The sequence below is a fragment of the Bremerella cremea genome (assembly GCF_003335505.1).
GTDB classification, from domain to species: Bacteria; Planctomycetota; Planctomycetia; order Pirellulales; family Pirellulaceae; genus Bremerella; species Bremerella cremea_A.
Map to the genome: position 1 here is coordinate 20,007 of NZ_QPEX01000038.1, position 17,018 is coordinate 37,024.

The following is a 17,018-nucleotide window of genomic DNA, read 5'->3' on the forward strand; positions in this document are numbered from 1 at the left end:
CGATCGTCTCAAGGCACGATCTTAGGCCAGGCCGGTGATGCGGCGCCAAAACCACTCCGTCGACAACAAGCCCACTATGCTTAACCATAACCACCAATGGCTCCACGCGGGAGTGATATCCCTGCGGGGAAGCCCTTCAATTTGGGGTCGATCTTCCAGTAACTCGGCCAATTGGCTCGGTTGGGTAAGTACCTGACCACCAGAAACTGCTGCCAATCGCTTTAATAGGTCGTGATTGGGTAGCGGGTTTTGCTGCTCAAAAGGATCGCTGAGGATTTGAATCGCCAGCGAGCTGCTATCGACCTGAGTTCCATGCCCATAGGCCGATTCTGCTTCGTCTCCTTCATAAGCGGTTAATTCGATTCGCATGCCGCTATCGACGGTTCCGTTCATTTCGCTCAGCAGCAGATCAAGTCCATAGCCTTCCCCCTCTTTACCAACGGCCAGGGGCAGTTCTTCCCCCCACGCGATGTGCGAGCCGACTTCACCACTTTCGCGCACGACGTTATCGGGCCATAACACAGGCGAGTAAAGGGAGACATCTTCCAACGAATTCGGTTCGAGCATCGCCCACAAGCGATACTTGTTCGACAGGCGGGCCGCTTCGTCGTAGGCGGTTGCTAAAATCGAAATTGTCTCGCCGGGCCGATAGAACTGTTTGTCGGCATTGGCAACCAAACGACGACGTCCGGTCGACGATCCTTCCGCCGCCCAGTAAACCAGGTTTCGCCAAAACTTGGCGGCGACACGTTCTGGCTGCGGTCCCCAGCTGTCACCCAAATCAGTGAGGGCGGTGCCGCCGAGATTGGCGCTGGAAACAACGACACGTCCACGACCTGCCCGGTGGGCCATGATCACGGCGGTCCCCGATTCGGTTTCCTCGGCTAGTACCTCGGCGGTCGATTTCACTTGCCAACCCCCTCCTTTTATTTGCAAAGGAGGCAGCAAGCTCAAGATTTGATCGTTCAGCGATTTTTCGAGGCGTAATCGCCAGATCGGATGGTTCTTTTCACTAGCAGCGACGCTGGCAGCACGCAGCCCGATTGGTCGTGCGTTTTCAACCCGTACCGGTAGTAGCGGCGTCAAAGGGGAATTGAGCCACAGATCGGGATCAAGTGCCTCGCCACCGGTGACAATCAAACCACCTCCCCGTCCTTCAATCCACTGGGCGAGCCATTGGTTTTGATCTTCGCTTAGCATGTTCGGGCCGACGTTGCTGAAAATGATGCAGTCGTAGGCAAACAGTTCGGCCCGCGTTCGCGGAAAGAGGGCATCGCGTGGATTGTTTCCGATCGCCACCGTGCGCGGAATGCTGCCATTGCTCGATTCAAACACAACGCACTCGATGTCGTCATCTTCTTGCAAGGCGGCCCGCACGTTGAGCGAAGCGGCAGCATCGCTGGATTCCAACGCGAAGAAGCCACCAAAAACATTGTTCAAGTTGGTGGCTTGCTCGCCTTCCACGTACAACACGCGGATCTTGGTGCGATCGATTTCGACGCGGGTTTCGACGCGGTTGTTTCGCTCGGTAAGTTCCCCTTCGACTGGTTCGATGACCACTTCTAAGTCCTCAGGGCGATCACTTACACGGAAGGTGACCGACGCGGCCTGGGCCCCGCCGCTGAGGGTAATCGGTACCGAAGCCAACGTCGTAGCAGGCGTTCCGCTGGTTTTATCGCGGCTAAGTACGCGAATCATGGTGCGTTGTCCGGTGAAGCCGTAGCTGCGAAGGAAGACTTGCAACTGATTTTCGCTGTATTTACTGACACGCTTGGGAACGACCAACGAGACAATCGCGATATCGCCAGCCCCGGAAGCATGTCCGACGGGGACGACATGAATGGGAACCTGGACCTCGCCACATATTTCCGCCAGCCGTTCTACCGCTTCCGATCCCCGCACGCGGCCATCGGAACAAAGCACAATGCCCGCCGCCGAGCGCGTTTGAATCTGGGGGAGCAGTTGCCGCAATGCGTCCCCCAGGCGCGAGTCGGTTGCTTCTGGGAGGGCGATCGTCGCGGTGGGGTCATCAGCCAGCGAGATCGTCGCCTGATCGGTCAGCGGTTGCAGGCGATGGCCAAAACGGAACGCTTGCACGTTGGTGCTTTGAGCATTTCCGGCAGCCGTTTCCGCTGCTTCCAAAAACCGCAAGCTTTCCTGCCAACGGGTCTCCTCGCTGCCCAGTTGCATGCTTTGCGAGCCATCGAGCAGATAAAGCATCTTGGGGCGGCTGACTTCGCCCGGTTGTTCCTCGACGACCGTCGGCCCCAACAAAATAAGAAACATAATCGCCAAAGCGGCGCCGCGCAGGACGAAGATTCCCACTTGATGCGTCACGTGGGCTGGCCCCCACCAAAGCCGCAGCCCCAGTGACAGGACAACGCAGGCCAACAGCAAGGCCAACAAGCCGTAGCTGGAAAAAGCGGGCAGCCAGGAAAGGTAGGTATCGGCAAGCAGAGGGGATACTTGCATCATGGTGTCTCTCCTGCTGGGCTGACCGAGGGGGTCTCGATGGTGGCTGCTTCTCCTGCTAAGACACGCAGATAGTGATCGACGGCTCGTTGGTACTGAGGTGGCACCGGTATATCGCGGTCTGGGGTGATATCTTGCAGAATCATTTCTTGAATCCGCGCTTGAATCTCACGCACGACCAGCAATACGCGTCCTTGGGAACTATGCAGGAGGGTGGGATCGAATTTATCGGAACGGGAATCGTCGTTCTCCGTCGCGGCATCGCCGACTTGATCGCCCGACTGAAGCATTTCGGCCAGTTGTTGCAGTCCTTCGTCGCGCAGTTGCCGTTCAAGCTCGGCCATTGCGGCTTTGACTTCAGGGGAGCGTTCTCCCGCTTCCCCTTTCTCCTTCTCCGCGTTCTCGCCTTGTTCCCCAGCTCCACCTTGCATTTGCAGGGCCAAGGCCGAGGCTTGCTGTTCTAGCTGGCGTAGCCGAGCCAAACGAGGTTCGGACAGTTGACGAAAGAGCTGATCGAGCTGCACGGCAATTTCGGCATACTGCATCGCGCGGGCGTAGGTTGGCTGGGCTTGCTCTTGCTTCTGACCAGGTGACTCTTGCGGCTCATCAGCGACTTCTTGACTGGCAGCAAGCAGTTGCGAAAACTCATTCTCCTCGGCCAACCGCTGAAGCCGATCGTTCACTTCGCTGGTTTCGGCATCGCCAATTTCTGCTGGTGTGTTCAGCAGATCGTCGACCGTTTTGCTACGACGTTGTAACTGCTTGACCGTTTTTTGGGCGTGCTGCTGTGGAAGGCTGTTTTCCGCCGGCGAATCTGAGTCGTCAGCCGGGCTAGGACTGGCCGATTGCCGTTGTTTGGCCAATTCACTTTCCAAGTTGGCCAGCGAGGCAGTCAGATCGCGGAGTGAGGCGACGCGCTCGATAGCTTCTTCCGCCGCAAGTCCTTGCAACTGCACGCCCAGTTCCAGCAGTTGGTCGCTCGCTTGCTCCGCTCCGGCTGGGTAGGTTTCTAACTCGCCGTCACGAGCGAGACTGGCCAGCGAGTTCATCGCGTCTTGGGCTTCCCGCATGCGGCTGGCGAATAGCTTCGATCGATTCAACTGATCGGACACATCGTTTTCGATCGTGCGAACCCGCTCTAGCAAATCGATTTGGTCGGCGTAAAGCTCATCCCCTTCTTCCTCGGGCGTATCAGGCCCGATTTTCTGCGCGCGGACTGCCAGCATGCGCTGCTGCCGGGCGATTTGCTGCAGCGAATCGGCCAACTGCTTGGGACTTTGGGGACGATTGAGGCGGAGCTTTTGCCGCATTTGCTGGTTGAAACGTCGTAAAGCTTGTCTCTGGAATGGTAACTGCCCTTTGTTAATTGCCAACTCCACGGTTCGCCGTGCCTCGGCCAGCGATCGGAGGGCGTCTTCCTGTTGGACCAACGCCAGGTCGAAATTCGCAGCGGCTAACGAGTCGGAAGCTTGCAGCATGGTCGCCTCGGCCTGATTGAGGGCCTCGACGTCGTCGTTACCTTGCGAAATGAGGAACTCGGCGAGAAACCGCGCGACGCCAGCCAATTCACTTTGATTTTCGACCAGACGATCGATCGTGCGCAATTGCTGGGTCAGGTCTTCGCCGGTCGCCTTGGTCAGGCGGCGCGTGCGATTGATCATGAAACGCTGGCGGCGAATGATTTCATCGAGCTGCACCACCACGGAACCACCTCCGCCATTGTTGGGTGGCAATTCGATCTCCGAGAAAAATTGCCGGAGCGGGCGGATGTCGATGTAACGGACGTCACTTTCCACGCGGGACGGGTTGGGCTGGTGGTTGTCGATCGCGTAGGCGTAATAGGCAATATAATCTCGTTCGGTTAGAGCCAGCGATTCGAGCGGCAAGGTCTCTTCCAAACGCAAACGGGTCGTGGGTGGAGCGGCGTTTTCTTGTTCGCTTTCGGTCCAGTTGGCCAGTTCGTATTCTTCCTCGCCCCCCAACTGAAAGACAATGCCTGTTTCCTGCACGCCGAAGTCATCGGAGACAAGAAGCTGCAGTGGCACTTCGGTCAGCGTGCTGACGCGGAGCTCTTGCGTGGGACTACGCCAGGTAAGGCTTGGTGCTTGATCGGTTTGTACGCGCAAGCGACCAGAAACGGGTTTGAGTGGCGTTTGATCTTGCCCGTACCCAGTGAACTGCCACGAGAGTGATTTGAGGCAGGGCAACTCGAACGTCCATTGGCGGCGATCTTCTGACGGGGCATTTTCGAGCAGGGTGGAAGTATCTTGCCCCATGATGGTCAGCTCGGCCTGATGCAACGGGTGATTCGTTTCGATGGTGACTTCAACGCGCGAGAGCGCCAGCGCGGTGACATCGGTGTCGGACACGAGGCGAGATTCAAGCCGAGTGTAAGCAGGCGGGGAAACGGTGGTCACTATCCGTCGAGCTTCGATGCGGGGGCGCACATCGATGCGAAACAGTTCGGTCTCGCCGGCACTGGTAACGAACTGATACTCCAGCGGCCGGGCCGCTTTACCCAGCTGCGCGGTGAAGAGGGCCGCGTTGCTTTCGCTAGGCAAGAGCTCGAGTTCGACCCAAGCAGGCTTTTCGGCGGCACTCGATATTTCTCCGGCTGCCTCGAAGGGCAGAGAGTGATAGCGGAGGGTCACATCGCGTTGGATTCGTCCATCCAGGGTCAGCGCCACCTCGACTGGCAACCCTTCCAGAATGCTGTGATTGCCGGGCTGAACGTGAAACGTGGTGTAGGGAAGATCGCGGCCGGTGGAACGAAGGAGGGCCGTTTGCCATTGGTCGCTAGTAAAAAACAGTACGGCCACCCCCACGCTGGCCAGCACCACTAGAAACACGCCGATAAGCAGTTTCCGCAGCGGAACAATCCGCTCCGGGGTAGTCGTTTCCCAGCGGCCGAGCGTTTGATGCCCCAAAGCAGTCAGCATCACCGCAGGCCCTTCGACACGCCCTGCCACGGTATCGAGCACCGTGCGGATGCGTTGGCCAAACGGCTCGAACGATTTCTCAAGCAGCGTGGCGAACGAGCGGGCTCGTGTGCCGCGAACGATGCGATAAATCTGCCAACTGAAGCCGAGCAGAATGCCAACCACTACCACGGCAGCGGCAACCCGGCGCGTGGTCAGGGGTAGTTCCCAGACATAATCGCACCCGGCCAGTACCCCCCACGCCCCTAAGAGGGCGACCACCAGCAGCGAACTCGCAATGCCAATCTGGACCGCCATGTGGCGGCGGCGTAGCGTATGGAAACGCTGCGAGAGCTTGATCAGAACCGCTGGTGCGTTCATGGGAGTTGCATCCTATTTCCAGGAACTTCTATCACGCCGAGGTCCGGTTCGCCAAGGCAAACTCGAAAACCATCAAGACCAACCCGGCCGCAGCAAACCACGGCCACAATTCTTTTCGCGTCTGGCCAGCCACCATAGCATCCACTTGGTCGGGCGTTTCGCCTGCCAGCTTCAGGCCAAAGTGATCGGCAAACGCCTGTTTATCGAGCCGTGTCGGGTCGGACTCTTTCGAAGTGGAATTCACCACCACCAGTTGCTCGCCCTGCGGCAGGAAGCCGGGCCGGGTGAAGGTCGCTGGAGTGAGTGGTTCGTTGTTAATTGCTGTAGCAAGCGGCGTGGTTTGATCTTGGTCGCCAACGCGGCGATCGAGAATGAGCCCTTCGCCGGTTAGCTTGACCAGGTCCGCCGCGATTTGCTGCACCAGCGGCAAGTACAACGGGCTGGTCGTCCAATTGCTCCACTGAGAATCGGCACTGGCCAAAAACCAGGCGACATCCCCTTGCTGAAGTTGATGCTTGGTAACCGCAGGCTGGCGGTTATCGAACGAAGCCCAGACCTGCGTCGTGGTGTCGGCTTCGACCGGTAACACCTTCTCGAAACGCAACCGGCTAAGGTCGCTTCGCTGGGGATCCTCAAACGGTTCTAACATCGCCCCTGGTTGAACCGAGGTGATGCGAAACGGCATGACGCCGCTTCGTCGCGGGGCTTGCAACTTGCCGGGGGCGAGGCCAGACATCTCCCACGCCCCCCACACGTCGTTGTCGTACGCGTCGCCGGCGAAGATCAGCAGTTTGCCTCCGGCCCGTACGTACGTTGCTAATTTCTCGATGGCGTTCAAGGGAACACGCCCGGCATCGGCAACGACCACCAGCGGATGCGTTGCCGGATCAATACTCGGAACGCCAGCGTCTTCTAAATAATGAACCACCGCCCGAAAACGCCCTAAGCGGGGCGGGCTGTCGTTCTCCGGGGTGGCGCTGGGAAGTGGAGTGGTGCTGTCTTGCTGTAGCGCCGTGGCTAAGTAGTAGCTTTCAGCGCTGGTGCCGGCTTTGCTGGAACCAGAATCCAACACCAACACCTCAAGCGGACGGGCGATTTGGACGGCGGCAAAATGGCGGTTATCGGCCGCCAGATCGTCTTCGATGTCGAGCGAGACGGTGGCTCGCCAGAAGCCTGGTTCCAACTTGCCAAACGCGAATGTCACTTCGCTGGCTTGCCCGGCAGCTACACCGATCTGTTTCTTCACCCGCGCGGTTCGCTCTTCGCTGGCAATCGCTACGGTTAGAGGGACCTCTTCGTAGGGCAGGGGGCCGTAGTTGAACAAGGTCACCTTGAACTCAAGTTCGTCGTCGATGCCAATCCGTTTGCCCGGGGTGGTGACGGCGGTGATCGCCAAGTTGTTGGCGGCAGGGCGACCAACATCGATCAAATGGAACGGCACGTCCGGCGGCAGCGAGACCGCTTCATCCGTCAGACTTTCGCCTACCAAACCGCTTTGCTGCATATCGGTAACCAGCAAGACTTCGCCTTGGGTGGCGCGGTCGAGATGCAAACGGTCTCGTGCCCAGCGGAGTGCGGCCAGGTAATTGGTATCGCCACTCAAAATCTGCGGAGACGAAGGCCGAGTGACGCCGGCTTCCAGGGGCTCGACCTGCGAATCGAACCAGGCCCACTGCACGGTTTGGTCGGCGCGACGTTCGGCAGACCACTCGGCTGCGGCGCTCACGGCGTCGTCGATCAAGCGGCCAGCGTTCCCTTTCATGGCCATGCTGGCCGAACGATCGATCAAGATCAACCGCACGTGTTGACCTTGTTGTGGTTTTTGCTGCCAAAGGAAAGGGCGGGCAAACAGAAAGGCCAGCAGCAAAACGAGCGAACAACGAGTGAGCAGAAGCAACCAGCGGCGAATCTTGCGACGCTGGGCGCCTTCGCGCATGACTTCTTCCAGAAACCGCATCGTCCCTAGCTCGATATGGCGAGCCTGCCAACGATTCAACAGATGCAAGAGCACCGGAATCGCGACGGCGGCAGTGGCCAGGAGGAATGTGGTTTGCAAAAAGTTCATACTTAGGTCGATCTTCGTACCAGGTAATCAAACAGGACCGCTGCTGGCGGTTTGTCGGTTGTTAGCTCGATGCGGTCAACGCCTTGGTGGACGCACAAATCGGCGAGTTCAGCGCACCAGCGGTCGACTCGTTTCAAATAGGCGGCTCGAATCCCTTCAGCATCGGTCATCAATTGCGCCCCGCCTTCGAGGTCGGTCACGCGTAAGCGTCCCTTTTGCGTGAGGTGACGTTCGCACGGATCGAGCAAGTGAAACAACACCACTTCGTGCCCGCGATGCCGAAGTTGCACTAGTCCGCGTTCGATGGCTGCGGTGTCGTCGACCAAGTCGCTGAATATCGCCACAATCCCGCGATGCCGGGCCAATGCCGAGGCTTGCTCTAACGACTTGCCCAGGGCTGTCACCGGTTGGGCCTGGCTGCGTGATAGCAGCTTCAAGCATTCTTCCCAGCGTCCCGGTTTGGCGGAAGGATCGAGGTAATCGGTAATGCCGTCGTCCATCAAGCCGAGGGCCACGGCGTCGCGCTGCTTCATGGCCAGCCAGGCCAGGGCGGCGGCCAACGTCGCCGCGTAATCGTGCTTGGTCATCGCCCCGTCAACACGACAACGCATCGAACAGCTGGCATCGACCAACAGATACAAGTTCAAGTTGGTTTCTGCATCGAACTCTTTCACGTACAACTTGCGCTGTCGGGCGAAGACCTTCCAATTCACATGCCGTAAGTCGTCGCCTGGGCCATAGCGACGATGGGCCGAGAACTCGACGCTGTAACCGACAAACGGGCTCGGGTGCAGTCCTTGCAGAAATCCTTCGACCACGCCCCGAGCGCGCAGTTCAAGCGAGTTCAGCCGGGCCAGTTCTTCCGGCGGCAGCCAACCAGGGTTGGCTTTGGAATCGGGATTTGCCGGGCGCTCTGCGGAGATCATCACGCTTCTTCCTTCACGGCGGCTAGCAGCTTGTCGATGACGTCGTCGGAATCGATATTGTCGGCGCGACCATGGAAGTTAAGCACCAAGCGATGCCGCAGGACCGGATGCGCGAGCGATTTGACGTCGGCGAAATCAACGTGGTAGCGTCCTTCGAGCACGGCTTTGGCTTTGCCGGCGAGAATCAACGCTTGCCCAGCGCGGGGGCTGGCTCCGTAGGTCACGTACTTCTCAATCACTTCAATCGGCGTCCGTTCGCCCTGTTCGCTGCGCACTGGGCGGGTCGCGTTGACCAAGCGGGCGGCATAATGCACGACATCGTCCGAAACGGGAACACTGCGGACGATCTCTTGCAATCGCAACAAGTCGTCCGAAGAAAGTACCGCTTCAGGCTCAACCGTTTCGCGGCCGGTGGTCCCTCGAATGATCGCGGCCTCTTCGGCGACGGTCGGATAACGGACACGGATGTTGAACATAAACCGATCGACCTGGGCCTCGGGCAGGGGATAGGTTCCTTCCATTTCAATCGGATTTTGCGTGGCGACCACAAAGAAAGGGAGTTCGATTGGGTATGTGGTGTTGCCGATCGAAACTTCGTGTTCCTGCATCGCTTGCAACAGCGCCGCTTGGGTTTTGGGCGGGGTACGATTGACTTCGTCGGCGAGCAGGAAGTTGGTGAAGATCGGTCCTGGCACAAACTTCAAACGATGCCCGCCTCCTCCTTCCCGTTCTTCAATCACATCGGTCCCGGTGATGTCCGATGGCATTAGGTCGGGCGTGAATTGGACTCGCTTGAACTGTAAATCAAGCGTTTTGGCCAACGTGCGAGCCATCAATGTTTTGCCGAGCCCTGGCACCCCATGCAGCAACACGTGGCCGCGACACAAGAGGCCCAAGAGCAGCAAGTCGACCACTTCGTGTTGGCCGACAATGACTTTGCCAATTTCTTCCCGCAATTGCTCGCGGGCATCACGCAGACGCTCGACTTGTTGTAACAGCTTGCCATCGTGCTGGGCGGTGGGATCAATGGTATTGCTCATGGGGTCTTCTCGTGGGCTTGGGCAGCTTCCGTAGGATCTAACAGGCCGTCTTGATCGGCATCTAATTGTTCGAACACTTCGCGCGGACCGAGGAACTCGTCCCAGGTGAGGTCGCCATCTCCGTTGCGGTCCATCCGCTGAAACCAAATCGGTCCGGCTTGGTTGCGTAAGGGGACGGCGGGGGATTGGGCATCAGGGCGGTCGACCCGACCAAACAGGCTGACGCCCCCTCGTTCAAACTCAATCCGAAACGACTTCGCCAGTCGCGAAGGATTGATCGTGTTGTCTTCACCGGCGACGCCAACTAGCCGTTGTTCGCACTCGCGAAGTTCGCGAATCGAGATACGCCCGTCGTCGTTTGCATCGAGCATTTGAAAGAAACCGTTTCCTGTATCGACGAGCGTGGCCTGGCACGAGGTCGAAGCCGCTTCGGCGTAGCTGGTGACGTACTTTAACATCTCGGCGGCGAAAACCCGGTCGTCGTCATCTTCGTCCATCGCGTCGAACAAGTAACGCTCGAACCGTTGATGTTCGGCAATTTCGTCTCGGTCGAGATAACCGTTGGCGTCAACATCGATTAAATTGAACGCGTTTTCTGCATTCCGCCGGGCTTCTTCCACCGGATCACGATATCGATAACTAATGCTCAGCCGCACATTGCCGCGCTCGATTCGTGCCGGCAGTTGCGTTTCGTTTTCTGGCGATACAAGCCGCATGGCCTCGGGCTGCGGTTTGGCTAAATCAACGGTCATCTGCATGTCAGGCTGGGCCTGGGCAATCGAGCCGAGCTCTTGCATGCTCAAGCGGCCATCGTGGTCGGTATCTAAGGCAGCCAAGCGCTGGTCGCTCCAGCCTAGTTCCGGGGCAGAAAGATGTGCGTCGCGATCTTGATCGTAAAGCCGCACGAGGCGCGCCGCCAGAACCGGTTCGCTGGCATCGCGGAGTAGTTCGGAATGCAGCGAGGTAGGAGGCGTATCGACCACCGACATGATCACCACATCGGCCGGCACATCGGGAGAGTCTTGCAGGAATTCGTTGAACGTGATGCACTGGTCGAAGTCGCTGTCTCGCTCGGCGATCTGGGCAGGGGCCAGCCGCATTTCGGCGCGATCGATCAGGCCTGATTCATTCTGATCGAGCACTCGGAAGACACTCAGGTCTTGCTCTGCGAACGTGTTGTTCTGCCGAAATGCGACTGGTTGCCCGGCAACACGATCAACCGCAAGTTCAATCTCGCGATCGGTATAGGGGCGTTTGCTGCGGAGGGAATCGAGAAATGGATTGTTTTCGTACCGCCGACCGCTGACAAACAGCGGATGCTTCATCGTTTCGCTTCGGCTGAGTTTGCCGTCGCTGTCGGTATCGAGCGAGGTGACTAGTTGCTGGATATAGTTCTGCCGAACTTGCTGCAGCGGCTGACCGCCGTCGGTGATCCAAGCCCGCACGTGAATAGGGCCCGTCGGCAAGAGCAGCAACATATCGTGCTGGCCGGCAGCAGGCTCGGCGGCGGCCAGCGGATTTGCCACGAGCAGCACGCCAAGTAGTCCGGCAAGGCAAGTAACCCGTGCGGCTGCTACGGCTCGGCGATGTAGGATCGAAGAAGCGATCATCCGAGTAACTCCTCGATGGGCTGGCCACCATCGACGATCGGAATCGGGCGGTCTCCCATGTAGTTCTCTGCCGTAGCGGGAACGCCAATCGCCTCGAACACCGTAGCTAGCAGATCGGCGGCACGAACGGGGCGGTCTTTTACCGCCATGCCATCCGGCGTCGTCGAACCGATCACACTTCCCCCTTGAATGCCTCCTCCCGACAAGGCGACACTCCAAGCATCGGGGAAGTGATCTCGGCCTGAATTAGGATTGATGCGGGGCGTGCGTCCAAATTCCCCCATCCAAACGACCAATGTCGAATCGAGCAGACCACGCTGCTGGAGATCGGTAAGCAACGTCGACCAGGCCGGGTCGAGCGTTTCACACATTGTTTTTACCGTGCGGAAATTATTCAGATGCGAATCCCAGGTGGCATCGGCGGCTACATCAAGGGTGACTTCCACGAACGGCACGTTGCGCTCGACCAAACGCCGCGCCAGCAAGCAGCCTTGCCCGAAACGGTTGCGTCCGTAGGCATCACGTAGCTCGGTAGGTTCTTGATCGAGATCGAATGCCCCTTCGCCGCGCGTTTCGACCATCCGCAAGGCTTGATCGTAGACGGCCGCATGCGTCCTGGCCGCCCCTGTCTCGGCCGGCATGCCGGTACGAAGCGTTTCGAGCAAGAATTTGCGCTGCGCCAGTTCGGTTCGTTCGATCCCGGCTGGATCGAGGTTTTCGACCGTTAAGTCGGCGCGGGTGTTAGGATTGTTGCTTGCTCCCGAAACCATCAGCGGTGCGAAACGAGGGCCAAGAAAACCGGCGCCCAAATTGCCTGGTCGGAACGGGGAGATCGCCACGAAACCAGGCAATTGGGCGGCGGCAGGCTTAAGGCGCTCGGCTACGAGCGACCCTAGGACCGGATACTCGATGTTGCCTCCCATCGGGCGATAACCGGTCATCATCAATTGTGTGGCGCGACCATGATCTCCTTCGCGGGTCTTCATCGATCGCACCAACGCAATGTGCTTCATTTGTTTGGCGAGCATGGGAAGGTTTTCGCTTAGCTCGATCCCTGGCACCGCAGTCGAAATGGCCTTGGTCGGTCCTCCATTGGCATGACCAGGCTTGGGATCGAGCGTATCGATCTGGCTCGGCCCGCCTGACATCCAGAGCAGAATGCACGACTTGGCAGGCTTCTTCCCAGCAGCCGCCTGGGCCAGCTTCGGCAACCAACCGGAACAGCTAACCCCGCTCAGCGAAGCGGCAGCAATCCGCATCAAATCGCGACGGGTGAACGAATCGAGCGCGTCATTTATCGACATAGCACGAACTCCGGGCTGTTGAGCAGGGCCCAAAGGATTTCTCCGTAGGCTTGCTGCTGCGATTTTTCGGCGGAATTATCGGTAACGAACTTGATCAAAGCGAGACGTTCTGCCTCGGTTGGTTTGCGGGTTAGCACCGCCAGGAACAGCGTATCTAGCCGGTCGCGATCGTTGAAAAACGGCGTTTCTACCACGGCCCGTAAGAGGCGGCTGCTTTCGAGGTCGATCGCTTCGTTGGTGAGTCGTCCATTCATCAGCATCAAGGCCTGAGGAATACCGGCGGAATAATCTTCCGGGGTGGCTCCGACAGTTTCACTTAAACGATTGACCAATTGCATTCGTTCGCCGGTCCAGCGTGGCGCGTCTTGGTCGACCCGCCCGACCGGCAAGAGCAATGCTTGCTCTAACGAATCGAAGACTTGTTCAGGGCTGAGCACTTTCAAGTGACGCTGAAAAGGGGCGTCGCCGGCTGGGGCTGCGTTGGTTTCGGCTTGATACCAATCCGACTTACAAATCGCCGCGACCAGTCCATGCACGTCGAAACCATCGTGAGCGAAACGCTCGCCAAGTTGATCGAGAAACTGTCGCTGCTCGGGGGTGGCCAGGTCGAGGTTGTCGACATCGGGATAAAGGCCATGGCCAACAAGGTATTGCCAGATTCGATTCACGGCCGTGGCCGAGAACTGGGGGTTTTCGCTGGAAGTGAGCCACGTGGCTAAACGAGCCCGCGGGGCGTTAGTCTTTTCACCTAACGGCTGGTCGCTCCACAGAAACTTAGCGGGATAGGTCTTCCCTTCGTACGTAATCTTTCCGGCAACCGAGGAATTAGGTTGGTTGTCTGCTCCGACGGGAATATTGCTATAGAAAGCGGCCAGGCCCCAGAAGTCTGCCTGCTTCCAATCGACAAAGGGGTGATCGTGGCATTGGGCACATTCAATCCGCACCCCAAGTGCCGAACGAGAAAGGTGGCTAACGTAGTTCTCCGGCAAACCGCCCAGCAGTTGGTAATAGCTGCCCGCTTCGTTGGTTGCTTGAATGGCAGTTAAATCACGCATCATCGCGTCGTAAGGCGTTCGTTCGGCGAACGCATTTTTTAGCCACGCTTCCAGCGGCATCGTCGAGCCAGCCACGGCCGTTCCGGGCGGAACCAAAACGCGTCGCCAATGGCGAGCCAGATTTTCCGAGCTGAGCCGCTGGTAGGTTTCCGCTCGTGGACCTTCGCCAAAGACCAAACGTTCGACCAGGATATCGCGGCGGTTTTCGCCCAGATCTTGAAAATCGCGGAGTTCTGAAACACTGGGCGTTCGCCCGACGATATCAAGATAAACGCGGCGAGCGAATGTCAGGTCGTCGCACTTTGCAGGCGGTTCTCCCCAAACTTCGCGGCCACGCTCGTTGATCCAGCGGGCAAGCGATTCGCCCCGGGAATCTGCTTGTGCGGTCGTGGGAGCACTGATAGCGCCGCCCAGAAGAAGCAGGAAAAATGCAGACAGCATTCGCATGTTCGGCTCCCCGATTTGGGTGCGGCCAATTGCGGCGAGGACACATTCCCAACCGCGACAAACAAGAACATAGACGCTTCGTCTATTTTAAGCAAGCAATTTTCCTAATAAAAATTGTCATGCCTTTTTTCCATCGATTTAAGGAGGCACATTTATTCACCAGGAACCACTCGATAAGGCGTGCTGTGGCTTTGCTGGGCCCAGTCGACTTCCCAAACCGAGTCGTCATGATGCAGCACTTCCATCGGCACCATGCTCATCCGGGCCAGACCGTACTGCCAAGCTGGTTGACCTTGATCGTCAGTCACCGCTTCGATCAGCAGCAAGACTTCCGGATCGGTTCCTTGTACGAACGCGAACAGCGCCCCATCGATCACGCCTGACTTTTCCGAGGCATAACGAAACAAAGGGGCTGGCAACATGCGGGCAGGAATACTTTTGCCAGGGGGAGCTAATTTACAAGTGAATTCACGAGCAAGAGCCCGCATCTGGCGGAGGCGAGCCGGCTTGCTTCCGGCTGGCTTCATCTCGGATTCCAGCGGCTTCATTTCGAGCCCTGGCTGCCGAGGATGCCAGACAACCAGCCCTTCTTGCTTTGCGATCAATGGATGCCGCGAAAGAGATTGAAACTCTTGATCGATCACACCATTGTTCGGATAAAGCGAGAGGGCCACTTCCGGGCGTCCGTCGAGTATCCAAATATAAACGGCCCCTGCTGGCGTACGTCGTTCAGGGTTCGACCAATTCAGAAGCGGCTGTTTGACGAGCTCGAGCTTTTCGTCGCCACTTTCGCCTCCGGTGAACTCGAATCGCAGCGGCGCTTTGTCAAAAGCGGCTTGCAACTCCTCGGCGGTTTGAGCGTTTTCGTCAGCAGCCTGGGTGGGTTGCGCCTGCTCAAGCGAAATGATTGCCTCTTGGGCAAACCCACTACTAAGCCAGATTGTCCCAATCCAAATCGCGGCCGTAGCGCGCAGGGAAAACGATATCATCGACTTGCCTTTCTCAGGAACGAACGTTCAAGGGGGGACGATAAGACGAGGTAGCCTCGATCGTGGCTTATCACCGCATCTAGCGGTTCGAAACACTCGCTGAAAGGCGATTATCGACAAATATAGCCTTTGTGTCTATCTTTTTATTTCAACCAGCCCAGAGATTGCTTTTCAGCCGAGCAGTCGCCTTGGATCGTCGCGAAATGCCGGGGCCATTAGAACTTTCGAAAGAAGGCATTGCCATCTTCTGTCGCGATAGCAACCCCGTTGTAGAAGTTAAAATCGTCGGAGGTTCCGCCATACGAAATATGGATCAACTCCCCCTCCGCACGCCAACTGCCACTCGCTAAGCTGCGTTTGCCAGAAGCATCGGTCGCCGAGATCGAGCCACCGGAAGAGAATTGAACGATCTGCAATTCTGGATTCAGTTTAAGCCAAGTTCCGGTGGGGCCGGGCGTGTTGTCGAGAAATGCAAAGGCATCTTCTTTCTGCTCCGCTTCAACCGGTTGATTTCCTTGGACCAGCACGATTGGGCCGCTGGGGGTCTCGGCGAAAAGACAGTATTGCAGCGGGGCTTTGTTGTTCAGCTTTCGCCCCAGCTTAGCCGCCTCGATAATCCGATGCAGGGCCTCGTACGAGGCGGGCATCGTTCGCGTTTTGGCCCGAATTGCGGACTGGCATTTCTTGACGTAGCCTTCCAACTGAATCAATGTGCGTGCTTTTGCGCCGGCCTCGTCTTTATTGCGGGGAACGGTCCCTTGCAGCTTTTTCATGTTGGCCAGGTAGGTTGGCAGATTGACATAGGCTGCGGCCAATTCTTCGGTGTCTTTTGAAAGCAAACGCTGCAGGCGAGAAATCTGGCTGACCAGTTTCTCTTGGGTCAAATCGGCCAGCTTGCCATCTCCCTCTTGTCGGTATTTGGGAGAAACCGAAAGCTGAATCTGATTGTCTGTTTTTTGCCTGGCAAGAATACGTATCTCGCCACGCACGACATCTTTTTCCACCCCAAGCTTCAGCATCATGCCTTCGCCAAGCGGCGCGGTGCGGTTCGCTGGCTCGGCTTCAACGGGAACGGCCAATTCGTCCGGGTAGTCGATCGTCAGCCGTAATGTGTCGGCTTGGGGAGGCGTCAGCAACGAGACGATCGTTGTCAGGTCTTTTCCATTTTCACCCGACAGATCCATGCCAATTTCAGGCAGGATGTCGGGCACTCGTAAGGCCATCGCGTGGCGATGTTCTTTGTGCGAGCAGAGCAAAAGGGTGTTTTGCAGTTGCTCGGCCTCTTCTTGCTCGGCCTCGGCATTCCAATGAAACTTGAGCGCCCCTGCTGAATCGGCCCAAACATGCCCGACCGACTTGCTGGTAGCAGGTTCTTGTTCTGTAGCAGCCGCCAGTTGGACATCCCAAGCACGGTGGTCACTTTCGCTGGCAGGGCGCGAGACCAGATGGAACCGGCGTCCGGCGAGGTTTACGGCCGCGCTTTCGATCGACAACTCCATTTCCGCCGCAACCTCCGCCGCGATCGTGCCGAACTCGATCGCTCCCTCGTAGGTTGCGGTCTCTGGCTTGAGTTCAGGCAAGCTGACATAAGGCTCTAATTGTGAAAACGGGAGCGCAGGAGGCTGCTTTTCGATCGGTCGAGGGATGCCAGCGGGGTTGTAGTCCCGATTGGTCATGCTGTTTTTCTGCGCCCCTTTAAGCGGCGGCGGAGAACTTGCCAAAGAGTAGTCGCTCAGTGTTTCTTGCTCAGACAAGACAAGCGTCTCTGCCGCCTGATTCGATTTTGGAACCGGGCGGGGAGGGGGCAGGGG

The 17,018-nt window shown here is 57.8% G+C and carries 10 protein-coding genes; all 10 read right to left on the reverse strand.

Translation table 11 applies throughout. The features are described 5' to 3' along the window. Positions 1-21: 21 nt before the first annotated feature. On the reverse strand, positions 22-2,475 hold the full coding sequence (locus tag DTL42_RS18765) for a hypothetical protein (protein ID WP_114370840.1): 2,454 nt from the start codon (positions 2,473-2,475) through the stop codon (positions 22-24). Further along, positions 2,472-5,771 carry a hypothetical protein gene (locus tag DTL42_RS18770; RefSeq protein WP_114370842.1) on the reverse strand — a complete coding sequence of 1,100 codons (3,300 nt, stop codon included), beginning with the start codon at positions 5,769-5,771 and terminating at the stop codon, positions 2,472-2,474. The genes DTL42_RS18765 and DTL42_RS18770 overlap by 4 nt, the downstream gene beginning before the upstream one ends. A gap of 31 nt (positions 5,772-5,802) precedes the next feature. Next, a complete protein-coding gene (locus DTL42_RS18775; protein ID WP_114370844.1) occupies positions 5,803-7,836 on the reverse strand; it encodes a BatA domain-containing protein in 2,034 nt (677 codons plus the stop codon). Positions 7,837-7,838: 2 nt separating this feature from the next. Beyond that, entirely contained in the window at positions 7,839-8,762 is a 924-nt protein-coding gene (locus DTL42_RS18780) for a DUF58 domain-containing protein (RefSeq protein ID WP_114370846.1), read from the reverse strand. Then, the gene (locus DTL42_RS18785; RefSeq protein ID WP_114370848.1) at positions 8,762-9,802 is read right to left on the reverse strand and encodes an AAA family ATPase; all 1,041 of its coding nucleotides are present in this window, start codon (positions 9,800-9,802) and stop codon (positions 8,762-8,764) included. Before DTL42_RS18785 ends, DTL42_RS18780 begins: the two co-directional genes overlap by 1 nt. Then, positions 9,799-11,412 carry an EF-hand domain-containing protein gene (locus tag DTL42_RS18790; RefSeq protein ID WP_114370850.1) on the reverse strand — a complete coding sequence of 538 codons (1,614 nt, stop codon included), beginning with the start codon at positions 11,410-11,412 and terminating at the stop codon, positions 9,799-9,801. The genes DTL42_RS18785 and DTL42_RS18790 overlap by 4 nt, the downstream gene beginning before the upstream one ends. Next, complete coding sequence (locus DTL42_RS18795; protein ID WP_114370852.1) at positions 11,409-12,716, reverse strand: DUF1501 domain-containing protein; 1,308 nt, start codon at positions 12,714-12,716, stop codon at positions 11,409-11,411. The genes DTL42_RS18790 and DTL42_RS18795 overlap by 4 nt, the downstream gene beginning before the upstream one ends. Continuing rightward, positions 12,707-14,218, reverse strand: a complete 1,512-nt coding sequence (locus tag DTL42_RS18800; RefSeq protein ID WP_114370854.1) for a DUF1549 domain-containing protein — start codon at positions 14,216-14,218, stop codon at positions 12,707-12,709. Before DTL42_RS18800 ends, DTL42_RS18795 begins: the two co-directional genes overlap by 10 nt. A gap of 152 nt (positions 14,219-14,370) precedes the next feature. After that, positions 14,371-15,207 (reverse strand): hypothetical protein, encoded by an 837-nt coding sequence (locus tag DTL42_RS18805; RefSeq protein ID WP_114370857.1) that lies wholly within the window; start codon positions 15,205-15,207, stop codon positions 14,371-14,373. Between the two features lie 215 nt (positions 15,208-15,422). Next, a partial coding sequence (locus tag DTL42_RS18810; protein ID WP_214608591.1) for a hypothetical protein occupies positions 15,423-17,018 on the reverse strand: 1,596 nt, incomplete at its 5' end.

Bases quoted from the DNA above. Each gene is read 5' to 3' on its own strand.
- DTL42_RS18765 (WP_114370840.1), bottom strand. From the start codon at position 2,475: ATGATGCAAGTATCCCCTCTGCTTGCCGATACCTACCTTTCCTGGCTG.
- DTL42_RS18770 (WP_114370842.1), bottom strand. From the start codon at position 5,771: ATGAACGCACCAGCGGTTCTGATCAAGCTCTCGCAGCGTTTCCATACG.
- DTL42_RS18775 (WP_114370844.1), bottom strand. From the start codon at position 7,836: ATGAACTTTTTGCAAACCACATTCCTCCTGGCCACTGCCGCCGTCGCG.
- DTL42_RS18780 (WP_114370846.1), bottom strand. From the start codon at position 8,762: ATGATCTCCGCAGAGCGCCCGGCAAATCCCGATTCCAAAGCCAACCCT.
- DTL42_RS18785 (WP_114370848.1), bottom strand. From the start codon at position 9,802: ATGAGCAATACCATTGATCCCACCGCCCAGCACGATGGCAAGCTGTTA.
- DTL42_RS18790 (WP_114370850.1), bottom strand. From the start codon at position 11,412: ATGATCGCTTCTTCGATCCTACATCGCCGAGCCGTAGCAGCCGCACGG.
- DTL42_RS18795 (WP_114370852.1), bottom strand. From the start codon at position 12,716: ATGTCGATAAATGACGCGCTCGATTCGTTCACCCGTCGCGATTTGATG.
- DTL42_RS18800 (WP_114370854.1), bottom strand. From the start codon at position 14,218: ATGCGAATGCTGTCTGCATTTTTCCTGCTTCTTCTGGGCGGCGCTATC.
- DTL42_RS18805 (WP_114370857.1), bottom strand. From the start codon at position 15,207: ATGATATCGTTTTCCCTGCGCGCTACGGCCGCGATTTGGATTGGGACA.